The organism is uncultured Shewanella sp. (genome assembly GCF_947497935.1).
Classification (GTDB): Bacteria; Pseudomonadota; Gammaproteobacteria; order Enterobacterales; family Shewanellaceae; genus Shewanella.
This window is the reverse complement of sequence record NZ_CANMIO010000009.1, coordinates 22,286-42,197: the sequence shown is the minus strand read 5'-3', so window position 1 is coordinate 42,197 and position 19,912 is coordinate 22,286. Positions and strand designations below refer to the sequence as shown.

General features: G+C 46.3%; 10 protein-coding genes. 6 read left to right on the top strand and 4 right to left on the bottom strand.

All coding sequences use genetic code 11. From position 1 onward, the window contains the following. Window positions 1-89: 89 nt before the first annotated feature. The 6 genes from hrpA (at window position 90) to Q1A86_RS11975 (ending at window position 8,914) form a co-directional block, all read left to right on the top strand. Entirely contained in the window at window positions 90-3,971 is a 3,882-nt protein-coding gene (hrpA, locus tag Q1A86_RS12000; RefSeq protein ID WP_299806819.1) for an ATP-dependent RNA helicase HrpA, read from the top strand. A gap of 888 nt (window positions 3,972-4,859) precedes the next feature. Then, window positions 4,860-5,018 (top strand): periplasmic nitrate reductase, NapE protein, encoded by a 159-nt coding sequence (locus tag Q1A86_RS11995; protein ID WP_220766174.1) that lies wholly within the window; start codon window positions 4,860-4,862, stop codon window positions 5,016-5,018. A 40-nt stretch (window positions 5,019-5,058) separates the two neighbouring features. Next, window positions 5,059-5,316, top strand: a complete 258-nt coding sequence (locus tag Q1A86_RS11990; protein ID WP_220763376.1) for a chaperone NapD — start codon at window positions 5,059-5,061, stop codon at window positions 5,314-5,316. A gap of 2 nt (window positions 5,317-5,318) precedes the next feature. Beyond that, on the top strand, window positions 5,319-7,808 hold the full coding sequence (napA, locus tag Q1A86_RS11985) for a nitrate reductase catalytic subunit NapA (RefSeq protein ID WP_220763378.1): 2,490 nt from the start codon (window positions 5,319-5,321) through the stop codon (window positions 7,806-7,808). A 12-nt stretch (window positions 7,809-7,820) separates the two neighbouring features. Then, the gene (locus tag Q1A86_RS11980) at window positions 7,821-8,306 is read left to right on the top strand and encodes a nitrate reductase cytochrome c-type subunit (protein WP_299806814.1); all 486 of its coding nucleotides are present in this window, start codon (window positions 7,821-7,823) and stop codon (window positions 8,304-8,306) included. Window positions 8,307-8,314: 8 nt separating this feature from the next. After that, window positions 8,315-8,914, top strand: a complete 600-nt coding sequence (locus tag Q1A86_RS11975; RefSeq protein WP_239892759.1) for a cytochrome c3 family protein — start codon at window positions 8,315-8,317, stop codon at window positions 8,912-8,914. A gap of 105 nt (window positions 8,915-9,019) precedes the next feature. On the opposite strand, the gene Q1A86_RS11970 is transcribed toward Q1A86_RS11975, so the two are convergent. The 4 genes from Q1A86_RS11970 to recC form a co-directional block, all read right to left on the bottom strand. Beyond that, window positions 9,020-10,024, bottom strand: a complete 1,005-nt coding sequence (locus tag Q1A86_RS11970; protein WP_299806808.1) for a D-alanine--D-alanine ligase — start codon at window positions 10,022-10,024, stop codon at window positions 9,020-9,022. Between the two features lie 202 nt (window positions 10,025-10,226). Next, window positions 10,227-12,206, bottom strand: a complete 1,980-nt coding sequence (gene recD, locus Q1A86_RS11965; RefSeq protein ID WP_299806806.1) for an exodeoxyribonuclease V subunit alpha — start codon at window positions 12,204-12,206, stop codon at window positions 10,227-10,229. Further along, window positions 12,203-15,937, bottom strand: a complete 3,735-nt coding sequence (gene recB / locus Q1A86_RS11960; protein ID WP_299807057.1) for an exodeoxyribonuclease V subunit beta — start codon at window positions 15,935-15,937, stop codon at window positions 12,203-12,205. Before recB ends, recD begins: the two co-directional genes overlap by 4 nt. A 49-nt stretch (window positions 15,938-15,986) precedes the next feature. Continuing rightward, complete coding sequence (gene recC, locus Q1A86_RS11955; protein WP_299806804.1) at window positions 15,987-19,883, bottom strand: exodeoxyribonuclease V subunit gamma; 3,897 nt, start codon at window positions 19,881-19,883, stop codon at window positions 15,987-15,989. Window positions 19,884-19,912 lie beyond the last annotated feature (29 nt).

Here is a 19,912-nt window from a genome sequence, read left to right as displayed (position 1 = left end):
TAAGGCAAAGTATTTTTAAGCCAGCTATACCAACCCAAAGCGTTCCTTGCTAGGATCACTCTCTTTCGTCTTGGCTATGGAATTTGCACTTGAGTTCGCAACAGCATCCTTTATCTAACGCATTCTTAAAATCCTGTTATGAAGCGGACGCCGCAAAAATTAGGCGTCGTCTGTTTAGGCTCAGAAAAGAGCCTGACTCAGAAAAGAAAACAGCTACCCTTGAAAGCCTCGAGCTGTTGGCGCTTGAGTCTCGACAAAAAGTCGAGCAGCGTTTGGCGAACCGCCCAAGCATTACTTATCCCGATAGTTTACCTGTTTCCCAAAAGCGCGATGAAATTGCCACCGCGATTGCCGACAACCAGGTTGTGATTGTGGCGGGTGAAACCGGCTCGGGTAAAACCACTCAGTTGCCTAAAATCTGTCTCGAACTGGGCTTAGGCTCTCGAGGCTTGATTGGCCATACTCAGCCGCGCCGATTAGCCGCGCGCAGCGTTGCTACCCGTATCGCCGAAGAGATGAAAACGCCACTCGGTGAAGCGGTCGGCTTTAAAGTCCGTTTTGCGGATGCGATAAATAATGACTCATATATTAAGTTAATGACCGACGGTATTTTACTGGCCGAGTTAACCAATGATAAATACTTAAATCAATATGACACTATTATCATCGATGAGGCCCACGAACGTAGTCTGAACATCGACTTCATCCTCGGCTATTTGAAAAATGTATTGAGCAAACGTCCCGATCTTAAAGTGATTATCACCTCGGCAACGATTGACGTTGAGCGTTTCTCCAAGCACTTTAATAATGCGCCTGTGATTGAAGTCTCAGGCCGTACCTATCCGGTAGAAACCCGTTACCGCCCGTTAGTACAAGACAAAGATGAAGATTTAGATCTTATTGAGGGTATATTTGCAGCCACCGATGAGCTAATGCAAGAAGGCCTTGGTGATATTCTGATCTTTATGAATGGCGAACGAGAGATCCGTGATGTTGCCGAGCAACTAAATCGCCGTAATTACCGCGACACTGAGATCTTGCCGCTTTATGCGCGTCTTTCTTATGGCGAGCAATCGAAAGTATTCAGTAGCCACGTAGGTCGTCGCATCGTATTAGCGACTAATGTGGCTGAAACCTCGTTAACGGTTCCGGGCATTCGCTACGTTATTGATCCGGGTACTGCGCGTATTAGCCGCTATAGCTACCGCACTAAAGTGCAGCGTTTGCCGATTGAGCCGATTTCTCAGGCCAGTGCTAATCAGCGCCAAGGCCGTTGTGGTCGTGTCGCGCCGGGTATTTGTATTCGCCTGTATAGTGAAGACGATTTTATCTCTCGTCCTCAATTTACTGATCCCGAGATTCTTCGAACCAACCTTGCTTCAGTTATTCTTAAAATGCTTGCAATTGGCTTAGGTGATATTGAAGGCTTCCCGTTTATTCAGCCACCAGATTCACGTTATATTCGCGACGGCTTTATGCTACTTGAAGAGCTGCAAGCGGTTGTCAAAAAGAAGGGCAGATTAGACTTAACTTCATTAGGGCGTCAATTGGCGCATATTCCTGTGGATCCGCGTTTGGCGCGTATGGTGATAGAAGCGCAGCAAAATGGTTGTCTACATGAAGCACTGGTCATTACTGCAGGTCTGTCGATTCAAGATCCGCGCGAGCGTCCAATGGACAAGAAGCAAGCGGCCGATCAAGCTCATAATCGCTATAGCGATAAAGACTCTGATTTTGTTTCTTGGTTAAACCTTTGGGATCATATTAAGCAAAGCCAAAAAGAACTGTCGAGTAATCAGTTCAGAAAGCAGTGTAAGAGTGAGTTTTTAGCGTATTTACGTGTACGTGAATGGCAAGATCTATACACGCAGCTAAGGCAAGCGACCCATGAGCTTAAATGGAAACTGAATTCGCCAACTGAAGAGCTTGATTATGAGGCGCTACACCGCTCGTTACTTACCGGTCTTTTGAGTCATATTGGTTTTAAAGATAAAGACAACGAGTATTTAGGTGCACGTAATCGCAAGTTCTTTGTGTTCCCAGGCTCACCATTAGCCAAAAAAGGTCCGAAATGGATCATGGCGGCAGAGCTGACTGAAACTTCCCGCTTATTCGCACGCTGCTGCGCTCGTATTCAGCCAGAGTGGGTTGAGCCATTGGCGGCGCACTTAGTGAAAAAGAACTATGTAGAGCCACACTTTGAGTCTAAACAAGGCTCAGTGGTAGCACTTGAAAACCAAGTACTTTATGGCCTACAAATTGTAAACCGACGCAAGGTGCAATACGGCCCGGTTGAACCCGTTGAGGCCCGTGAGATCTTTATACGTTCGGCACTTGCCGATGGTGAACTCAGAACCAATGAAGCCTTCTTCATTAAAAACCAAAAGCTATTATTGGACATTGAGTCCTTGGAGCATAAGTCGCGTCGCCGCGATATCTTGGTTGACGAGCAAGCCCTATACGCATTTTATGAGCCTAAAATCCCTGATGGGATCTATAACGCGCCTAAGTTTCTAAAGTGGTGGAAAGAGACTAAAAAGTCCACGCCAGAACTGCTCGATTTTGAGCGTGAAACCTTGATGCAGCGCAGTAGCGATCATATTTCTGCATTAGACTTCCCTGAGAAGTGGCATAAAGGCAATTTAGTGCTTAAAGTCAGCTATCATTTTGAACCATCGACACCTGATGATGGTGTTTCTGTGCACATTCCTGTTGCCCTGATAAATCAAATTGATGAACAAGACTTTGACTGGATTGTGCCGGGTCTGCGTGAAGAAAAGTGTATTGCGTTAATCAAGTCGTTGCCTAAAGCATTACGTCGTAACTTTGTGCCGGCGCCTGATTATGCCAAAGCTTGTTTGCAGGCGATGACGCCGTTTGACATGCCTTTAATCGACGCCATGTGCAAACAGCTTCTGCGTATGAGTGGTACACGAATTTCAGCCGAAGACTTTGATACTACGCAGCTAACCAAACATCTATTAGTTAACTTTAAGATAGAAGGTGACAAGGGTAAATTGCTTGCCGAAGGGCGTGAGCTCGAGCCATTGAAGGCGAGAATGCAGGGCCAAGTCGTGCAAGCTATTCGCAGCGTAGCCGACTCAGGTATTGAGAAGAAAGGGCTTGAGCAATGGACTTTTGGCGATTTGCCAAAGCAGTTTGAACAGAAGAAAGGTAACTTTGAAGTTAAGGCTTTCCCTGCGCTGGTGGATGACAAAACCAGTGTGTCGATTAAATTATTCGATGATGAATTTGAGGCGCAAAAGCAGCATCGTATCGGCTTACAACGTTTATTGCTGCTTAACATTCCGTCACCGGTTAAGCACTTACAAAAATCATTGCCTAACAAAGCCAAATTAGCAATGTATTTCAATCCCTTTGGGCAAGTGAATATCTTAATCGATGACATCTTATCGGCAGCTGTACAGCAATTACTGGATGAAAAGGGCATTGATGTTCGCTCGGAAACCGCTTTTACTGAGGCGAAGGACTGGGTAAGGCAAGAGCTTAATCCAACGGCCGAAAAAATTGCCTTAAAGGTTGAAGAGATCTTGACTATTTACAATCGAATTAAGAAGCGTTTGAAGGGAAAAATTAGCCTAGATATCGCGTTTGCGATGAGTGATATTCAAAGCCAATTAGACCAATTGGTGTTTAAGGGATTTGTAGAGCAGTCTGGTTGGCAACGATTAGGCGATTTGAACCGCTACTTAAAGGGGATTGAGAATCGTCTAGAGAAGCTGCCCGTTGATCCTAATCGTGATCGCTTGCATATGCTTAGCGTTAATAAGGTACAAGAGTTACTGAAAGCGCAAATGGCTAAGTTACCAAAATCGCAACCGACTCCAGATGGCTTGATTGAAGCACGCTGGATGATTGAAGAGTATCGGGTATCTTGTTTTGCACAGGTTCTCGGCACGGCTTACCCCATTTCGGAAAAGCGTATTTTGAATCAGATAGCGCAAGTATGATGTTATACCAATCAGTATAAGAAGTTGATCTACTCAGAGCGTTTTTTGGCAAACTAATTCAAGGCGAATAGCTGTAAGAATGGCTATTCCCTTGTAAAGCTGTTCAACGCTGAAGTAGGCAGCCAAAAACGCTCCAGAATGGCGAGTTTTAGCGGTTCTGATGCTGTGACTCCTAAGGTTCAAGAGGGAGCTTAACCCTAGTTCAACTATGCTCTTCACTCGTTGCAAACCACATGGATGTGGTGAATGTCATTAATGCAGGAGCATTTAATGACCTTGCCTCAGAACCGCTAAACTCTCGCTGAGCGACCAAATCTTTATACTGATTGGTATTAATCTAGTTCTATCCATTACTGATGAAACGCACGGTTACGCCGTGCGTTTTTTTTGGCATTTTAACACCCTGATATGAAGTACGATAAACAACCTCTTTGATTACCATTTCATTTTATTTTATCCATCTTATTTTCTCACTCCAACCTCATCGCTCGCTTGAACGTTATTTGAGCAGCCTTAAAATAAGCTTAATACCTCTTAGTGAATATTTTGTTATAAAACCCATCGAATCGTTTGATATTTAACCTACTTTAACCCATTGTTTAGAATGTTATGAATAGCTTAATAAGTGATTTTACTGGTTTATTAATCGGAATTAGTGCTTAGGAAGAGTGATCTTGGTAATTAAGCTTTAAAAATGATGATCTGGATCAACCTAGGTGTGCTTTTACCGAATTGTGGGTATACAGAAGCTTGTTAACTTATTGATATCATTTTGTGCAAGATGAAAGCAAAGAGTAAATGGCTGTAATAGCCGATTAATTTTCTGGCTTTAACATAAATCGACTCACCATAAAAACATGTTAGATAGTCCCACTCGTTGGAGGATTTATGAGTTCCACACCGAATGATGAGAAAAAATTAGAGTTTAGAATATTCATTTTTCTGACTGTATTTCTCGCCCCCCTTTTATCTGTTTTGCTTGTATCTGGTCTCGGCTTTGCAATTTGGTTTGCCCAAATTCTGACTGGCCCACCAGGTGCAGGTTAAGACTATAAAAACAAAAATATAAATAAATAGAGTGATAAAGATGAGCAATGAACTTCATGTAACAAGCTTAGTACTTCAAGTACAACCTGAGCAGATGTCAGCAGTAAGGCAAACCATTATTGAAATGGAAAACGCCGAATTGTCGGTAAATAACGAAGTGAAATTGGTCGTAGTGCTAGAAGGCGATAGCCAGAAATCATTAATGACAAGTATCGAAACTATTAACGCCATACCTGGAGTGTTATCGGCTGCAATGGTTTATCACCAAAGTGAAGTGCTTGAAGAGGGTGAACAATGAAAATGAACAGACGCGAATTTATGAAGGCCAATGCTGCTTTGACTGCAGCAAGTGTCGCCGGTTTAGCCTTACCCGCCACCGCGAGTAACCTGATCACCAGTTCAGAAGAAACAAAACTAGAATGGAACAAGGCGCCGTGCCGCTTTTGCGGTACAGGTTGCTCGGTCATTGTTGCGACACGTGACGGTAAAGTGGTTGCAACCCATGGTGATGCAGAAAGTGAAGTGAACAAAGGCCTTAACTGTATCAAGGGCTACTTCCTATCTAAGATCATGTACGGTAAAGATAGATTGCAAACCCCAATGCTACGTATGACAGACGGTAAGTATGATAAGAACGGTGAGTTTACTTCTGTCTCTTGGGATACTGCCTTTGACACTATGGCGCAAAAGTGGAAGAAAACCATAAAGGATAAAGGACCAACCGCTATCGGCATGTTTGGTTCTGGCCAGTGGACTGTTTGGGAAGGTTACGCGGCTTCAAAACTAATGAAAGCAGGCTTTGGTTCAAACAATATCGACCCTAACGCGCGTCACTGTATGGCCTCTGCCGTTGGTGGCTTTATGCGAACCTTTGGTATCGATGAGCCAATGGGTTGTTATGATGATATGGAAGCGGCCGATGCATTCGTGCTTTGGGGCTCAAATATGGCTGAGATGCACCCGATCCTTTGGAGTCGTGTAACAGACCGTCGCCTAAGTGCACCTCATGTTAAAGTTTCTGTATTGTCGACCTTTGAGCATAGATCGTTCGATCTTGCCGACTTAGGCATTGTATTTACGCCACAAACTGACCTAGCAATGTTGAACTTTATTGCTAACTACATCATTCAAAACGATAAAGTTAACTGGGACTTCGTTAACAAGCACGTCAACTTCCGTCAAGGTCAAACTGATATCGGTTATGGCCTGCGTCCATCACATCCGCTACAAAAAGCGGCCAAGAACGTTAAAACAGCGGGTGACTCAACACCTATCGACTTTGAGGCATTTAAGAAATTTGTTGCCGATTACGACGTTGAGTCTGTTAGCAAACTTTCTGGGGTACCAGAAGATAAGCTCATTGAGCTGGCTGAGATTTATGCTGATCCAAATAAGAAAGTGACCTCTTTCTGGACCATGGGCTTTAACCAGCATACTCGCGGTGTATGGTGTAACAATCTGATTTATAACATCCACCTATTAACGGGCAAGATCTCTACGCCGGGTAACAGCCCATTCTCACTTACGGGTCAGCCATCAGCTTGTGGTACGGCACGTGAAGTGGGGACTTTCTCACACCGTCTGCCTGCCGATATGGTGGTTAAGAATCCTAAGCATAGAGCGATTGCAGAAAAGATTTGGCGTATTCCAAGTGGCATCATTCCGCCAAAGCCTGGTTATCACGCAGTTGAACAAAACCGTCGTCTAAAAGATGGTGATATCAATGCCTATTGGGTTCAGGTGAACAACAATATGCAGGCCGGCCCTAATATTAATGAAGAGGGATTGCCAGGCTATCGTAACCCTGAAAACTTCATCGTGGTATCAGATGCTTACCCAACCGTCACCACACAGGCTGCCGACCTTATTTTACCAACCGCCATGTGGGTCGAGAAAGAGGGTGCCTATGGTAACGCCGAGCGTCGTACTCAGTTCTGGCATCAAATGGTGAAGGCACCGGGTGAGTCGCGTTCAGATCTATGGCAGCTAATGGAGTTCTCTAAGCGCTTTACGACTGATGAAGTGTGGCCAGCCGATGTGCTTGCAGCTAACCCAGAGTTCAAAGGCAAGACATTGTTTGAAGTGCTGTATCAAAACGGTAATGTGGAGAAGTTCCCGCTATCAGATAGAGATAGCAAATACATGAATGATGAAGCTGAAGACTTTGGTTTCTACGTTCAAAAAGGCTTATTCGAAGAGTACGCCACCTTTGGCCGTGGCCATGCCCATGATTTGGCACCATTTGATACTTACCATGAAGTACACGGTCTACGTTGGCCTGTGGTGGACGGTAAAGAGACTAAGTGGCGCTTTAAAGAAGGTAGCGATCCGTATGTGAAGCCTGGAACAGGGTTTGAATTCTACGGCAAGCCAGATGGCAAAGCGGTGATTTTCGCACTGCCATACGAGCCTGCTGCTGAGTCACCTGATGAAGAGTTTGATATCTGGTTATCAACGGGTCGTGTACTAGAGCATTGGCACTCAGGCTCAATGACTCAGCGCGTTCCTGAGCTATATCGCGCCTTCCCTGATGCAGTATGTTTTATGCATCCACAAGATGCGAAACAGCGAGGCTTACGCCGGGGTGATGAAGTACGTGTGATTTCTCGCCGAGGTGAAATTAAGACCCGAGTCGAAACCCGCGGTCGTAACAAGCCACCAGTGGGGTTAGTGTTTGTGCCTTGGTTCGATGCCAGTCAGCTGATTAACAAGGTGACTCTCGATGCGACAGATCCGCTGTCTAAGCAGACCGACTTTAAGAAGTGTGCAGTGAAGATCGTCAAGGCATAAGGAGAAATAATAATGAAAACATTAACACGAGTATCTGCAGCTGCTTTGGTGAGCTTATCTTTAGCAAGTGCTTTTAGTGTTTCAGCAGAGGTTATTCCAGCTGACAAGATTGCAACTCTACGGGATGCGCCGCTCAATGCTGAGCCAACGCCACCTGCGATGCAAAAAGTGATTAACTCTGATGTAAAAGAAGTGCGTAATTATCCGATGCAGCCACCTGTGATCCCTCATAAGATTGATGGTTATCAGGTTAACTTAAAGGTTAATAAGTGTATGTCTTGTCATGACCGTAGCCGTACCGGTGACTCACAAGCGCCGATGGTGAGCGTGACTCACTACATGGACCGTGAGAATAACTTTCTGGCGACGCTCTCACCAAGACGTTACTTCTGTACTCAATGCCACGTACCACAACTAGACGCTAAGATATTAGTGCCGAATGAGTTTGTGGATATGGACCAGCTAATAAAAGCCGATTCTAATAAGAAAGCGCACTAGGAGTAGTTATGATCGCTAAATTACGATCTTTCCTTAAAAAGGTATGGACAGTGCTGAGAAAGCCTAGTGTTCACTACAGCTTAGGCTTTCTAACACTCGGTGGCTTCGTTGCTGGGGTGATATTCTGGGGGGGCTTTAACACTGCCCTAGAAGTCACCAACCAAGAAGCGTTTTGTATTGGTTGTCATGAGATGGAAAACAACGTTTACCAAGAGATGCAATCGACAATTCACTTTACTAACCGAAGTGGCGTGCGAGCGACCTGTCCTGATTGTCACGTACCTCATAACTGGACCGATAAGATTGCTCGTAAGATGCAAGCATCGAAAGAAGTGTGGGGCAAGGTGTTTGGCACTATCAATACTCGCGAAAAGTTCGAAGAGAAGCGTCGTGAGCTAGCTGAGCATGAGTGGGCGCGTTTAAAGGCTAACGATTCGCTGGAGTGTCGTAACTGTCACAACTTCGATTATATGGACTTTACTCGCCAATCACCACGCGCGGCAAAGATGCACTCTACCTCTCTTGCTAGTGGTGAGAAGACCTGTATCGACTGCCATAAAGGTATTGCTCATCATCTTCCTGACATGAAAGGTGTAGAAGGTTGGTAATTTAGCCTTGCCACAATCGCTTTAAACTAAAAAGCCAGCGCAATATGCGCTGGCTTTTATATTTTTGGCTAAAGTTATTAGTCTAGAGTTTTTTGTCTAACGTTTTTAGTCTTTCAACTGCGCCATAATATTTCCAGACAGGTACAGGGCAAAATCATGTCCATGATTTTGTAGCATCTTAGGGAACATAGAGATCTGGGTTTGCCCCGGAAAGGTGTTGATCTCATTGAGCAAGATTTCATTGTCTTCGGTTAAGAAGAAATCAATTCTCGACAGGTGACGTAGCTTCATTCCTTTAAACGCTTTAATCGCGTAATCTTGAATTTGTTTGGCAATCACCTCATCAACATCGGCTTCAATGACAGTCTGTGCTTGGCTGTTTTCTGCATACTTCTCATCGAAGCTATAGAAAGTATTGCTAGCGCAGATGATTTCACCCGGTTTGGTGGCGATGATCTCACCATCGACTTCATAGGCGGCGACTTCTAATTCGCGTGCGGTAATGGTCTTCTCGATAACCACATATGGCGAAAAGGTAAATGCCTCTTCTAATGAGCTTGCTAACTGCTCGATACTATCGACGCGGTAACAACCCACAGAAGAGCCTTGAGAGGCCGCTTTAATAAAGATAGAGCCCCACTTTACCAATGCAGCCTCAGCTTGTTCCAAAGCCTGCTGGTTAAACTCGCTTAAGAAAATATACGGCGTATTGGGGATCCCAAGGGCGCTAAACCACATTTTAGCGGTGACTTTATTGAAGCAATTACTGCTTGCCTCAGAGTCACAGCCAAAGTAAGGCAGATTAATTAACTCAAAATACGATTGAATATCACCGGTTTCACCAGGGTAGCCGTGAATACAAGGGATGACATAGTCCACATTCCATGGGGCTTTGTTTGGATCATCAAAACGAATTTGCTTGCTATTGGTTAGCTCGCAAAGCTCGCCTGCTTGGGTGTGATATTGACCTTTAGCATTGAGTTCAACGCGCAGCACATTAAAGTGGGGTAAAGTGGCGAGTTGCGATTCAAAAAAATTGGCCGATAGCAGTGAGATACTGTGCTCATCTCCGCCGCCGCCACACAACAATAATAAATTCTTTTGGGTCATTTTGTCTCCACCTGTTACCCATGATAAAAGTCAGCTGAATCACTATGGCGTAATCACTTTTTAATGCAAGTATTGCCTAGCAGATTTTGCTTAAATGCTGTTTTTATATTCGAGATTTTAATCTCAATGTGGCTTATTTAGCCATTTTGCTGCGCTTTTAGAGATTAACTACCGGCTTTACCGCTAACTCTCATTGAAAAAATTAATCACGCCATAGACGTTGTGCCAAACCTGAGGCTCGTTGAGTTAGGCTGCGACTCGCTTGCTCAAACACCCTCTGGCTGCCAAGGCAAGTAAAGTGATGCTTGGCGCGGGTAATCGCGGTATAGACTAATTCTTTGGTCAAGAGTTGCTGCTGAGCAACACTTGGCTTTATAGGCAGTACTAAAGATACATGGCTAAACTCGCTGCCTTGGCTCTTATGCACCGTCATGGCATAACAGGTTTCATGGCTAGGTAATCGAGCTGGTAATACCTTGAGTAAACTCCCATCAGCCTGAATAAAGTGCGCCATAAAACGGCCAGTTTGGCTGCTAGAATCGGGTAAAATCAATCCAATATCACCGTTAAATAAGCCTAAGTTGTAATCATTACTCTGAATGATAATAGGGCGGCCAGCATAAAACTCTTGTTCTGGGTGGATAAGCCCCTTAGCAGCAAGCGCCGTGGTGACACTCTGGTTTATGCCTTCAACACCGTATTCTCCGGCGCGCATGGCACATAAAATACGGTATTGATTAAAGCTGTCGATTATCTTGTCGGCCTCGACTTCACCTTGCAACATAGCCGCGAGATATCCCCCGTATTGCTCAATGGTTTGAATCAGTAGCGCTTCCAGTCCCTTATTAGTCGATGCACTGTTACCGTGGGCAGTATTAGATATTGTATGCTCTAGCCAGCACAACTCTTGATAGCCTGTCTGCCAAACTTCGGCGATGCGAGGCAGGTTAGAGTGATTTACCGCGGTTGCTAGCTGACCAATACCTGCATCCCCCTGAAAACGATGGCTGTGCATTAGCATACACAAACTGTCACCTATTTTAGGATTTAGGCTAGTAAACTCCGCTAATGAAGTGCTGGTTAACTGGCTCAGTAGCTCAACTTGAGCCTGTGAGTAATGCATCTGCCAGCGGCTTTGTTTGGTCTTCTTATTAACTTGCTTTAAACCCGCACAGATATCGGCAAGCACTGCGCCCGCTTCAACCGAGGCGAGCTGGTCTTGGTCGCCAAGCAATATTAACTTGGCATGCTCAGGTAGTGCACAAAGCACCTTGTGCATCATAGGTAAGTCGACCATAGAAGCTTCGTCTATCACTAACAGATCGAGCCGAAGTGGATTATCTTTATGGTGCCTAAATTGGTGAGAGTTCGGAATAACCCCAAGCAATCTGTGTAAGGTGGCGGCCTCTTCTGGGATCTTAGCGATGTTTTTTTCCAGATCGACAGCGCCCATTTGGCTCATCTCACTGGCAAGCCTGAGCTTCGAGGCTTTAATCGACTCACTTAGCCGCGCGGCAGCCTTGCCTGTTGGCGCGACTAGCCTAATGGTCATCTCTTGCCTTGAGCATAACAAGTACAAAAGCTTGGTGACCGTGGTGGTTTTTCCCGTACCAGGGCCGCCAGTGATAACCGCTAGCTTTTTGGTCATCGCTGTGGCTGTGGCTATCTTTTGCCAGTCGTATTGCTGCTCATTGGCTGGAAATAGCTGATTTAATAATTCGCTTGCGTCATCAAGCGCTTTGTCCTGACTAAGACTTGAGTCGACTGGTGCAAACGAGAGTCGATTCAGATGTTCGGCGACCTGTTTCTCGTAGTTGAAATAACGCTGAAGATATAAGTTGCCTTTATCGATGACCAAAGGTTTAAGCTCGGCGTCATCAGGCGTACCTATGGCGTCAAACTGCAAAAGGGCCTGCTCAAGCTCATCGACTTTGAGATTGATTTGGCACTGGCTGTTCTGCTCCTTAAACGGATTCTCGCTATCAATCTGTTTGAGCGGCAGGCAGGTATGCTGACTCGATAAGTACTGACTTACCAAGGCACAAATAAGGGTAAATAGCGGCGCAGACTCCTGATGAAGCTGAGCTAGTTGCAAGGCAAAGTGTCGGTCGAGCGAAGTGATAAGTCGCTGCTCCTGCCACTCTTTGAGTAAATCGTTAATCGGCTTAGTGGCGGTGATCATTTGGCCTCCACTTGAGCGCTATTGGTTTGTTCTAAATTTTGTGCGGTCATATTATTACCGAATAGGGCATCGAGCTTTTCAATGAGTAACTTAGGCGGCTTATCGTAAAATACGCCAGATTGTGGACAGCTTGTCGACATGCCACGTAAGAAAAGATAAAAGCTACCACCAATATGCAGATCGTAATCATAGCTCGGCATTCTAAGCGTCAGGTAACGGTGCAGGGCAAGGGTATAGATGATGTATTGCAGATCGTAACGATGACTGCGGATAGCCTGTTGCATATTGGTGTAGTGATAATGACTCAAGTCATCCCCTAAGTGATTCGACTTATAATCGGCAATAAAGAACTGATTATTATGTTCAAAAGTTAAATCCACGAAGCCTTTTAACATGCCCTGTAATTCGTCAAAGCTAAGGCCTGCGCTGTAACCAAACTCAGTCAAAAGCGTATTGAGTTTGTCGCAATTAAGGGCGGTGATTGGCAGATAAAACTCCATCTCAACTAGTTTTTGACTGGTAGTCAGCTGGGCAAGCATTAAGGAGTTATCTTTGGTTAAAGGCGCATAAAGCAGATCCAGATACCAGTCATTGAGCACTTGGGTCCAGCTTTCATCAATGCCGTATTTTGCCATGGCGATAGGCAGTTGCACCTCAAGATCGGTTTGCGCCTGAGTGAAATCAATTAGCTCTAACACTAAGTGCATAAAGCTACCGGCGTTCGCGCCGCGTTCAAAGCTAAATCGTGATGGCGAGCTATCTACTTCATCTATGATGACATCTAGTTCTGGAAACTGCTCATCATCCATACCTGGTAGCACTTTTTCATGGGCCAAATGCTTTACAAGGCCTGAGTAACTGCCTACACGCCAAGGCGTTAGCATAGGGCGATTGAGTACTTTAGGGGCAAAGTCGATCTGCACGGCTTCATCTTTATCTAGCACGACTAGCGCTCTATCACAGTATTCATCCGACCCCGCCGCAGGCAGTTCTGTCAGGCTGATTGCCTTAGGGTCTTTTAGCTGCAGTAATAGAGCTTGAGCGAGTAGTCTGTCGTAATCGCATGCTTTATCTTCGACTCCTAACAGATAACCGATAGCCGTTTCATGTAATTGGCTGGTCATGCCCGATTTCTTAGTAAATCTGCTGTGGTTGGCGATATACAGGTAACACTTAAGCACGGGTCTTGTTAACGCTACATAGAGTAGGCGCAGATCTTCGGCTAAGGTTTCTCGCTTTTGTCGATCCCAACCTTCATCTGTCTGTTCAATATCCCAGATAAGCTGACTATCGTCATGGTAAAGCATAGGGGCGGGTCTTTTACGATTATCGCGGCTCAGGCTGACAAAGGGCACAAAACAGATAGGGTATTCAAGCCCTTTACTCTTATGGATCGTGACCACTTGAACTAGGTTCTGTTCGCTTTCTAAACGTAGCTGCGCCTCTTCATTTGGCAGGTTTTCAATCAGCGCTTGCTCATACCAGTTGATCAGCGCGCTGCTACCATCGAGTTCGGTGGCTTTTTGCTGCAGAAGTTCACCAAGGTGTCTAAAGTCGGTTAAACGCCTATCTCCCTCTTCACCATTAAGCAAACGTTCAATGATTTGTGTCTGGCTTGCAAGTGTCAGCAGAGCAGGCATGATCCCGCGTTTTAACCAAACTTGATGCAGCTGCGCAAATTGCTCCAGCAGAGTTTGACGCTTATCTTCATCTTGGTTAAAGCTATGAATCGCTTCTGCGCTATAACCGAGCAGTGAGGTGGCTAATGCACTTCTTAGTGCACGCTCATCCTTAGGATCGGCCATGGCATAAAGTACCAGCGCTAGCTCTCTGGCTTCCAAGGTGTTGAAGACGCTATCACGGCTTAAAAATACCGAGCCAATCTGGCGCTGACCCAAGGCGGCTCGAACCACATTGGCTTCGTGCCTGTCTCTAACCAAGATAGCAATATCTTTGGCCCTCAGCGGCTTGCTGCCAATCGCGCACAGGTTTTGCTGTGCATCAATTAACAGCCGAGCAATCTCATCGGCGACATCATCGGCGATTAACTGCCTCGCTGTGGTCTTATTCAGGCCTTTTTCGGCTTCTTCACTTAATAGTCTTAACCTTAGGGCACTGTTGTCTGCGTTTTTCTCATTAAGCACTTTCTTGTCAGCAAAGTTTGATGCTTTTACTGGCTCGAAGGGGATGGACTGACTGATAAAAGGATCGTCTCTGTGATTGAAGATCCCGTTTACCGCATCTACCATCTGCTTATTCGAGCGATAGTTGGTATCTAGGTTATAGTGCTTTGCTGTTTGGGCGCGGGCTTGAATATAAGTGTGAATGTCGGCGCCGCGAAAGGCGTAGATAGCTTGCTTTGGATCGCCAATCATCAACAGGCTAAGTTTGTCGTTTTGCGTCGAGTCGCCATTAGCTGCTGTAGTGTTAGGGCCGGAGCCTTGATAGATAGCGTTAAAGATCTCAAACTGCAATGGGTCGGTATCTTGGAACTCGTCAATTAACGCCACTGGAAAGCGGCGGGCGATGCTGCTGGCTAAGCTGTTCTCTTTCGCTTCGTGACAATCTGTAGCAAGCTTACTATCTGTAGTCACACAGCTTTTATTAGTCTCAGTCAGCGCTTTAGCCAGTGTTAACAGCAGATCATCTGGTGTTAGCAAGTTACGCTCAAGTTTTTGCTTGGCAAAGCGTGTGGCAATGCCGTCTCTTGCGCAATAAAGAAAGCTTGGAATTAGGCTTGCGATAAGTTGTGCCAGTCTTTCCATATGATCCAGCATAGGGGCTTGCTGCGCCGAGGGGATTTCACCGCCTTTGTTGAGCTTAAGCTCGTTAAGCGACAGGGCTTCAAGAACTTTTGCTGGTGGCAGAGCCTGACCGAAGGCGACCCAGTTATCGAGATCATCAAGCATCTTCGCAAGTTTTGGGTAACCGTCGGCTTTCTTGCCAAAGCGGGCGCCGTTTAATGGTAGTGCATGTAGCAAGGTTTCGGTTTGCTCTCGCTCCCTTGGCCAGATAAGTTTAAAGCGGCTAAGGCTTTGAGTCAGTTCAGCTTCTAGCTTTGCAAAGTCTTGCGGTTTTGGACTGGCGACTGCGCTACTGGCGCCTAAAAGAGGCCTGAGCTGACGAGAGAGGGCATCGGGATCGGCGAATTTGCTGACAATCGCATCGGCTAAGCAGCCAGTTAGTGGATAACATTTCTCGCGCCAAAAATCCCGCACGGCATGGTGCAGGAACTCGCTATCATCGAGGGTAAACTCCGATTCAAACAGTAAAGATGACTCAAACGCCATATCTGCCAGGATCCGTTGACAAAAACCATGAATAGTGAAAATCGCGGCTTCATCGAGGGACTTTAACGCCAAGTCTAGACGTTTGCGGGCGATAGGCAGACTCGCTTCCGGCGTCGCCTGATAGAGTGAGTTTATCAGGTCGTCATCGACGTCAAGGCCGATAAAACAGCGGTACGCCAGCTGAATTTTCTTGCGAATACGATCTCTGAGCTCACCGGTAGCGGCATTGGTAAAGGTCACTACCAAGATCTGCTCGCAGGTGAGTGGCGCTTCGACACCATGACCGAGCAGCAAGCGAACATAGAGTCCGGCAATGGTAAAGGTTTTCCCCGTGCCTGCGCTGGCCTCGATTAAACGGCTCCCACCAAAAGGCAGGGTCAATGTATCCAAGGCTTCGGTCACAATATTGGAAGCTTGCGAGGTATTGGCTGAAGTTGTCATATTGTCTGTTTGGCTTTCACTCATTTGGTCATTCATTTTGCCACTCATATCAGTTAGCCTCGCCTGTTACTGTTGACGTCGATGCTAACGGCAGATCAACTGTGTCGAGTCCAGCTTCAACGAAGGTGGCTAATTCACTGAGTTTGTCTTTGTGGTACAAGCTTAATAGCGGCTCAAGTAAACGGGTTGCCGTTTTTGCGAAGGTTTGCTCACTAAAATCGTCAGGGAAGCTGTATAGGCGCTGAAAGTGAGGCTCTAAGCCTTCACCTAACTGGCTTTGTTCATCTAGCCATTGTGACTGCGCTTCAAAAAGCTTCTCTTTATGGGTGCCCTCAGCCTCAACATAAGCCATAGCCGTACGCGGCATAAACATGAGTGGCTGCACTTGGCCCTGTTTAAAGCAATTGAGCCATTGCTTAAGTTGTGTTTTCGCCTGTTCGGGCTTAATAGGGGAGAAGGCATGGAAATGGCCAATATCGAGCAGGTAACTGACCAGATTCATACTCGCTACGGCTGAGTCATTCTGCTCCAGAGCATTTACCTGAGTGCTAGACTGAATTTTACTTTTCGTTTTCGCTCTGTCTCCCATGGCACATAAGCAAAGGTGGCGTAAATAGACGCGAATTAAATCCCGGCCATTGGCAGTACCCGGGCGATAGTTTACTAAGCCTTTTGCACTTAAGTCATCGATGCGGCCCACAAGATTCAGCGCTAGACGATTATCAAGTTCGTTATTGACGTCATCATCAAGGTCGGCTGCTGTGTCATCGAATAAAAGGTCAATATCCACCGAATGAGAGGCTTCGCCTTTTAAGTATAAACAGCGACCTATAAGCGGTTTAATATCATGTAGATATTGATTTAAAATCAGATCGTCAAATGGCTTTAACGGTAAGTTACCTTGAGCCTTTAATCGCTCAAGCAACGCCTGCTGTGGTCGCTCCTCACCATTTTCGATGGCGTTATCCAGTAGTGTAGCCTGCAGCTTGTAGCGCTCAAGCGCATTGAGGCTGAAGGGCTCATCGTTATCATCGGCTTGAATATCGAGCCCGAGATCAACCTTCAAGGTACGGTTAAAGAAATATTGTGCCGGGTTTCTAAAAAAGCGGATCAGTGCCGACAGCTCAAGCTCTTCGGTTTGACTCGTTGTGCCGTCCAAGGTGTCGAAAAGTGCATTTTGGCCAAATGACTGTAGTTGAGTATGGTAGCCGATAAAACCCTTGTAGCTTCTATCCTTTGATTGCGCCTTGTCTGCTGTACTCGGTGAGGTAGCCCCCGCTTGAGAATGAGACGGAACAGGCACAGGGCACCATTGAGCCGAGTAGCTTTGTTGAAGCTTGGGAGCGGTATCATCTTGGCTCTTTTCGTTATTTAGTTCGCTATAAAGTCGCGGATCGAAGGGCTGCAAAGGCTGCTTGTGAATAAGGTGCTTCTGTACTCCTTTTTCAATCTTATCGATAAGCTGCTGCGATGCGCTGCCATCACTCTCAAGCCTCTGTTCGCTTGCTTGTTGTTCAAGAGATTGTGGTAGATAAACTAACTGACAATACTCAATAAGCTCAGATACCAGCATAGAGGGGATCCGCTCAGAGTCATCGCGTTCACTATTGCCGATATAGCTGATGTAGAGTTGTTCGCGAGCCGAAAGGATCGCCTCAAGGAATAGATATCTGTCATCTAACCGACGTGAACGGTCACCTTTTCTTGGCCCCATTTGCGCCACGAGATCAAAGCCAACAGGATGTTGAACGCGCGGATAGACGCCATCGTTCATACCCAGTAAGCACACTAGTTTAAAAGGAATAGAGCGCATCGGCATCAAGGTACAGAAGTTGACGCTTCCGGCGAGGTAGCGCTGGCCGACTCGAGATTCGGATAAGCGGCTGTTAAACCAATTTTGGATCACCTCAATGGTGAGCGGTGTGGTGTGGCCCGCTTCGGTGAGTTCCTCGTTGAGTTTAACAATAGCCTCGCGGATCTCTTGTCGCTGGACAATCTCGTCATCATCAACTTCATAGAAGTCTTCAAGGATCGCTTCAAGCTGCGCCATGCGCTCACTTAAGCTACAGCTTTGTGCGAGTGCTAGGTGCACGCCGTCGAGTGCCTCGATAAAATCGAGTAATTTACCTAATGCCTGTGCCGTTTGTCCCTCAACGCCATTAACCGATAGTCGGTCTTGATAAAGCGGTGCATCGTCACTCAAGCTATAACCTAAAATTAAGCGCTTAATACCAAATGCCCATGAGTTTTGCTCGAACGCAGGCAGCTGGAATTCGCAGCGACTGTTTTCATCGCGTCCCCAGCGCACTCCGGCTTGCTCTAACCAGCGCTTGATAACGGCCAGACTCTCATCGTCGAGTTCGAAACGGCGTAGCACAGCTGGCACTTCTAAAATGCTGAGGATATCGGTTAGACCAAAACGGCTTTGGTTTATTTTTAGAAGGTGTAAGAAGCTTGCTATAAGCGGTGACTCTTGCGCTGCACCGCGATCGGCAATGGCATAGGGAATATAATGGCTGCCCTGTTTTGCGCCAAAGACCGCATCTATGTATGGGGCATAGGCGGCAACATCTGGCATCATGATGACGATATCTTTTGGCGCCAGCGGTGTTACCCCGTCAGCCAGTTGTTCATCAGAAAGCGGACGAGACAACATCTCTAGCAGATGGTCGTGCAAGGTTTCAACTTCCCGCAGCGGGCTGTGACAGCTACGAACGGTGATGGAGTCATCCGAATCAGTAATGACGCGTCTTCCGTCTAAGCTTAAGTACAGCGCGGCATCGGGCCCAAGACTCTGGCCTCGAGTGGTTAGCTCTAAGATGTCGTATTGCACGCCATTGAGCATGGTTGTGGTACTGGGCGCTTGATAGTAATCGAGATCGAATGCGGTATGCTCCTCGGGAAGCTCTAACAGCAAGTCGAGCAGTTCACGGCCCATCTTACCGTTGTTGGCGAGTAGTGGGTTACCCACTTCTAGCTTATCTTCCCATTCTACTTCCAACTTTTGTTTATCGGCGTATTGCAGTGCCATACGTGCACGCAGACGCGGATCGACAATATCGCCCCAATAGTGCTTGCAGGGACTTAAATTGAGCATTATCACGTCAATCCGTTTAGCTAAGTAGTGCAACACATCGAGTGTTTGTGGCGCCATAGAGGAGATCCCAAACACAAATAAGCGCCTTGGTAGTGCCTCTAGGCTGGTGTTAGGATCATCGAGTGCATCGAACAGGGCTTGGTGTAAATTAGCGCGGTGATAGCGACTCTTACCTAAGGTGTTGGCATTAAAATCAATCAGCGCGCGCCATAGGATTGGCTGCCAAGCTTGTGCGGGGCTAAGTTTATCGCCATTGGGAGGCAAGGTCGGTTCATTGGCTTCCCAAGCCGTTATCCAGTCGGGGCGGTACACTAAGTACTGGTCGAAAATATCGGCAATTTGGCCACAGAGCTGATAGAGCTTCAGTGGATTTTGCTCGCTATCATCAGGTTGAGGATCATTGCTTAGAGATGAGTCCATGCCGAAAGCGACAGGATTAGCTGTAGTTTCGGGATTTGCAAAGTTCTCAGGATTAACTGTGCTATCTGGATTACCATTGCTCAGGTAATTTGCTAGCGGAGCAAAATCTTCTCTGTCAATAAGCGTTGGGAGTAGCTCCATCAGCTTCCATGTCATTGCAGCTTTGGTAAAGGCGTTTTCTTTAGGCACGTCGTCTAACAGGGTGTGACATAGTTGCCAGATAAAGCTTGAGGGTAGCGGAAATTCAAGGCCTGCAGCGATGTTATTTTGTCTTGCTATCTCTAGTCGTAACCAGGTGGACATGCCCGGGCTCTGCACCAAAATATGCTCTGGCATTAATAATGGGCTGTTAGGCAATGGAGTTCGTAATTCATTCGCTAATAGCTTAGATAACGCTTCCATTTGGTTTGATTGCACTAGATATAGCATGGCGGTCCTTTAACAACGATGCAGTCGAA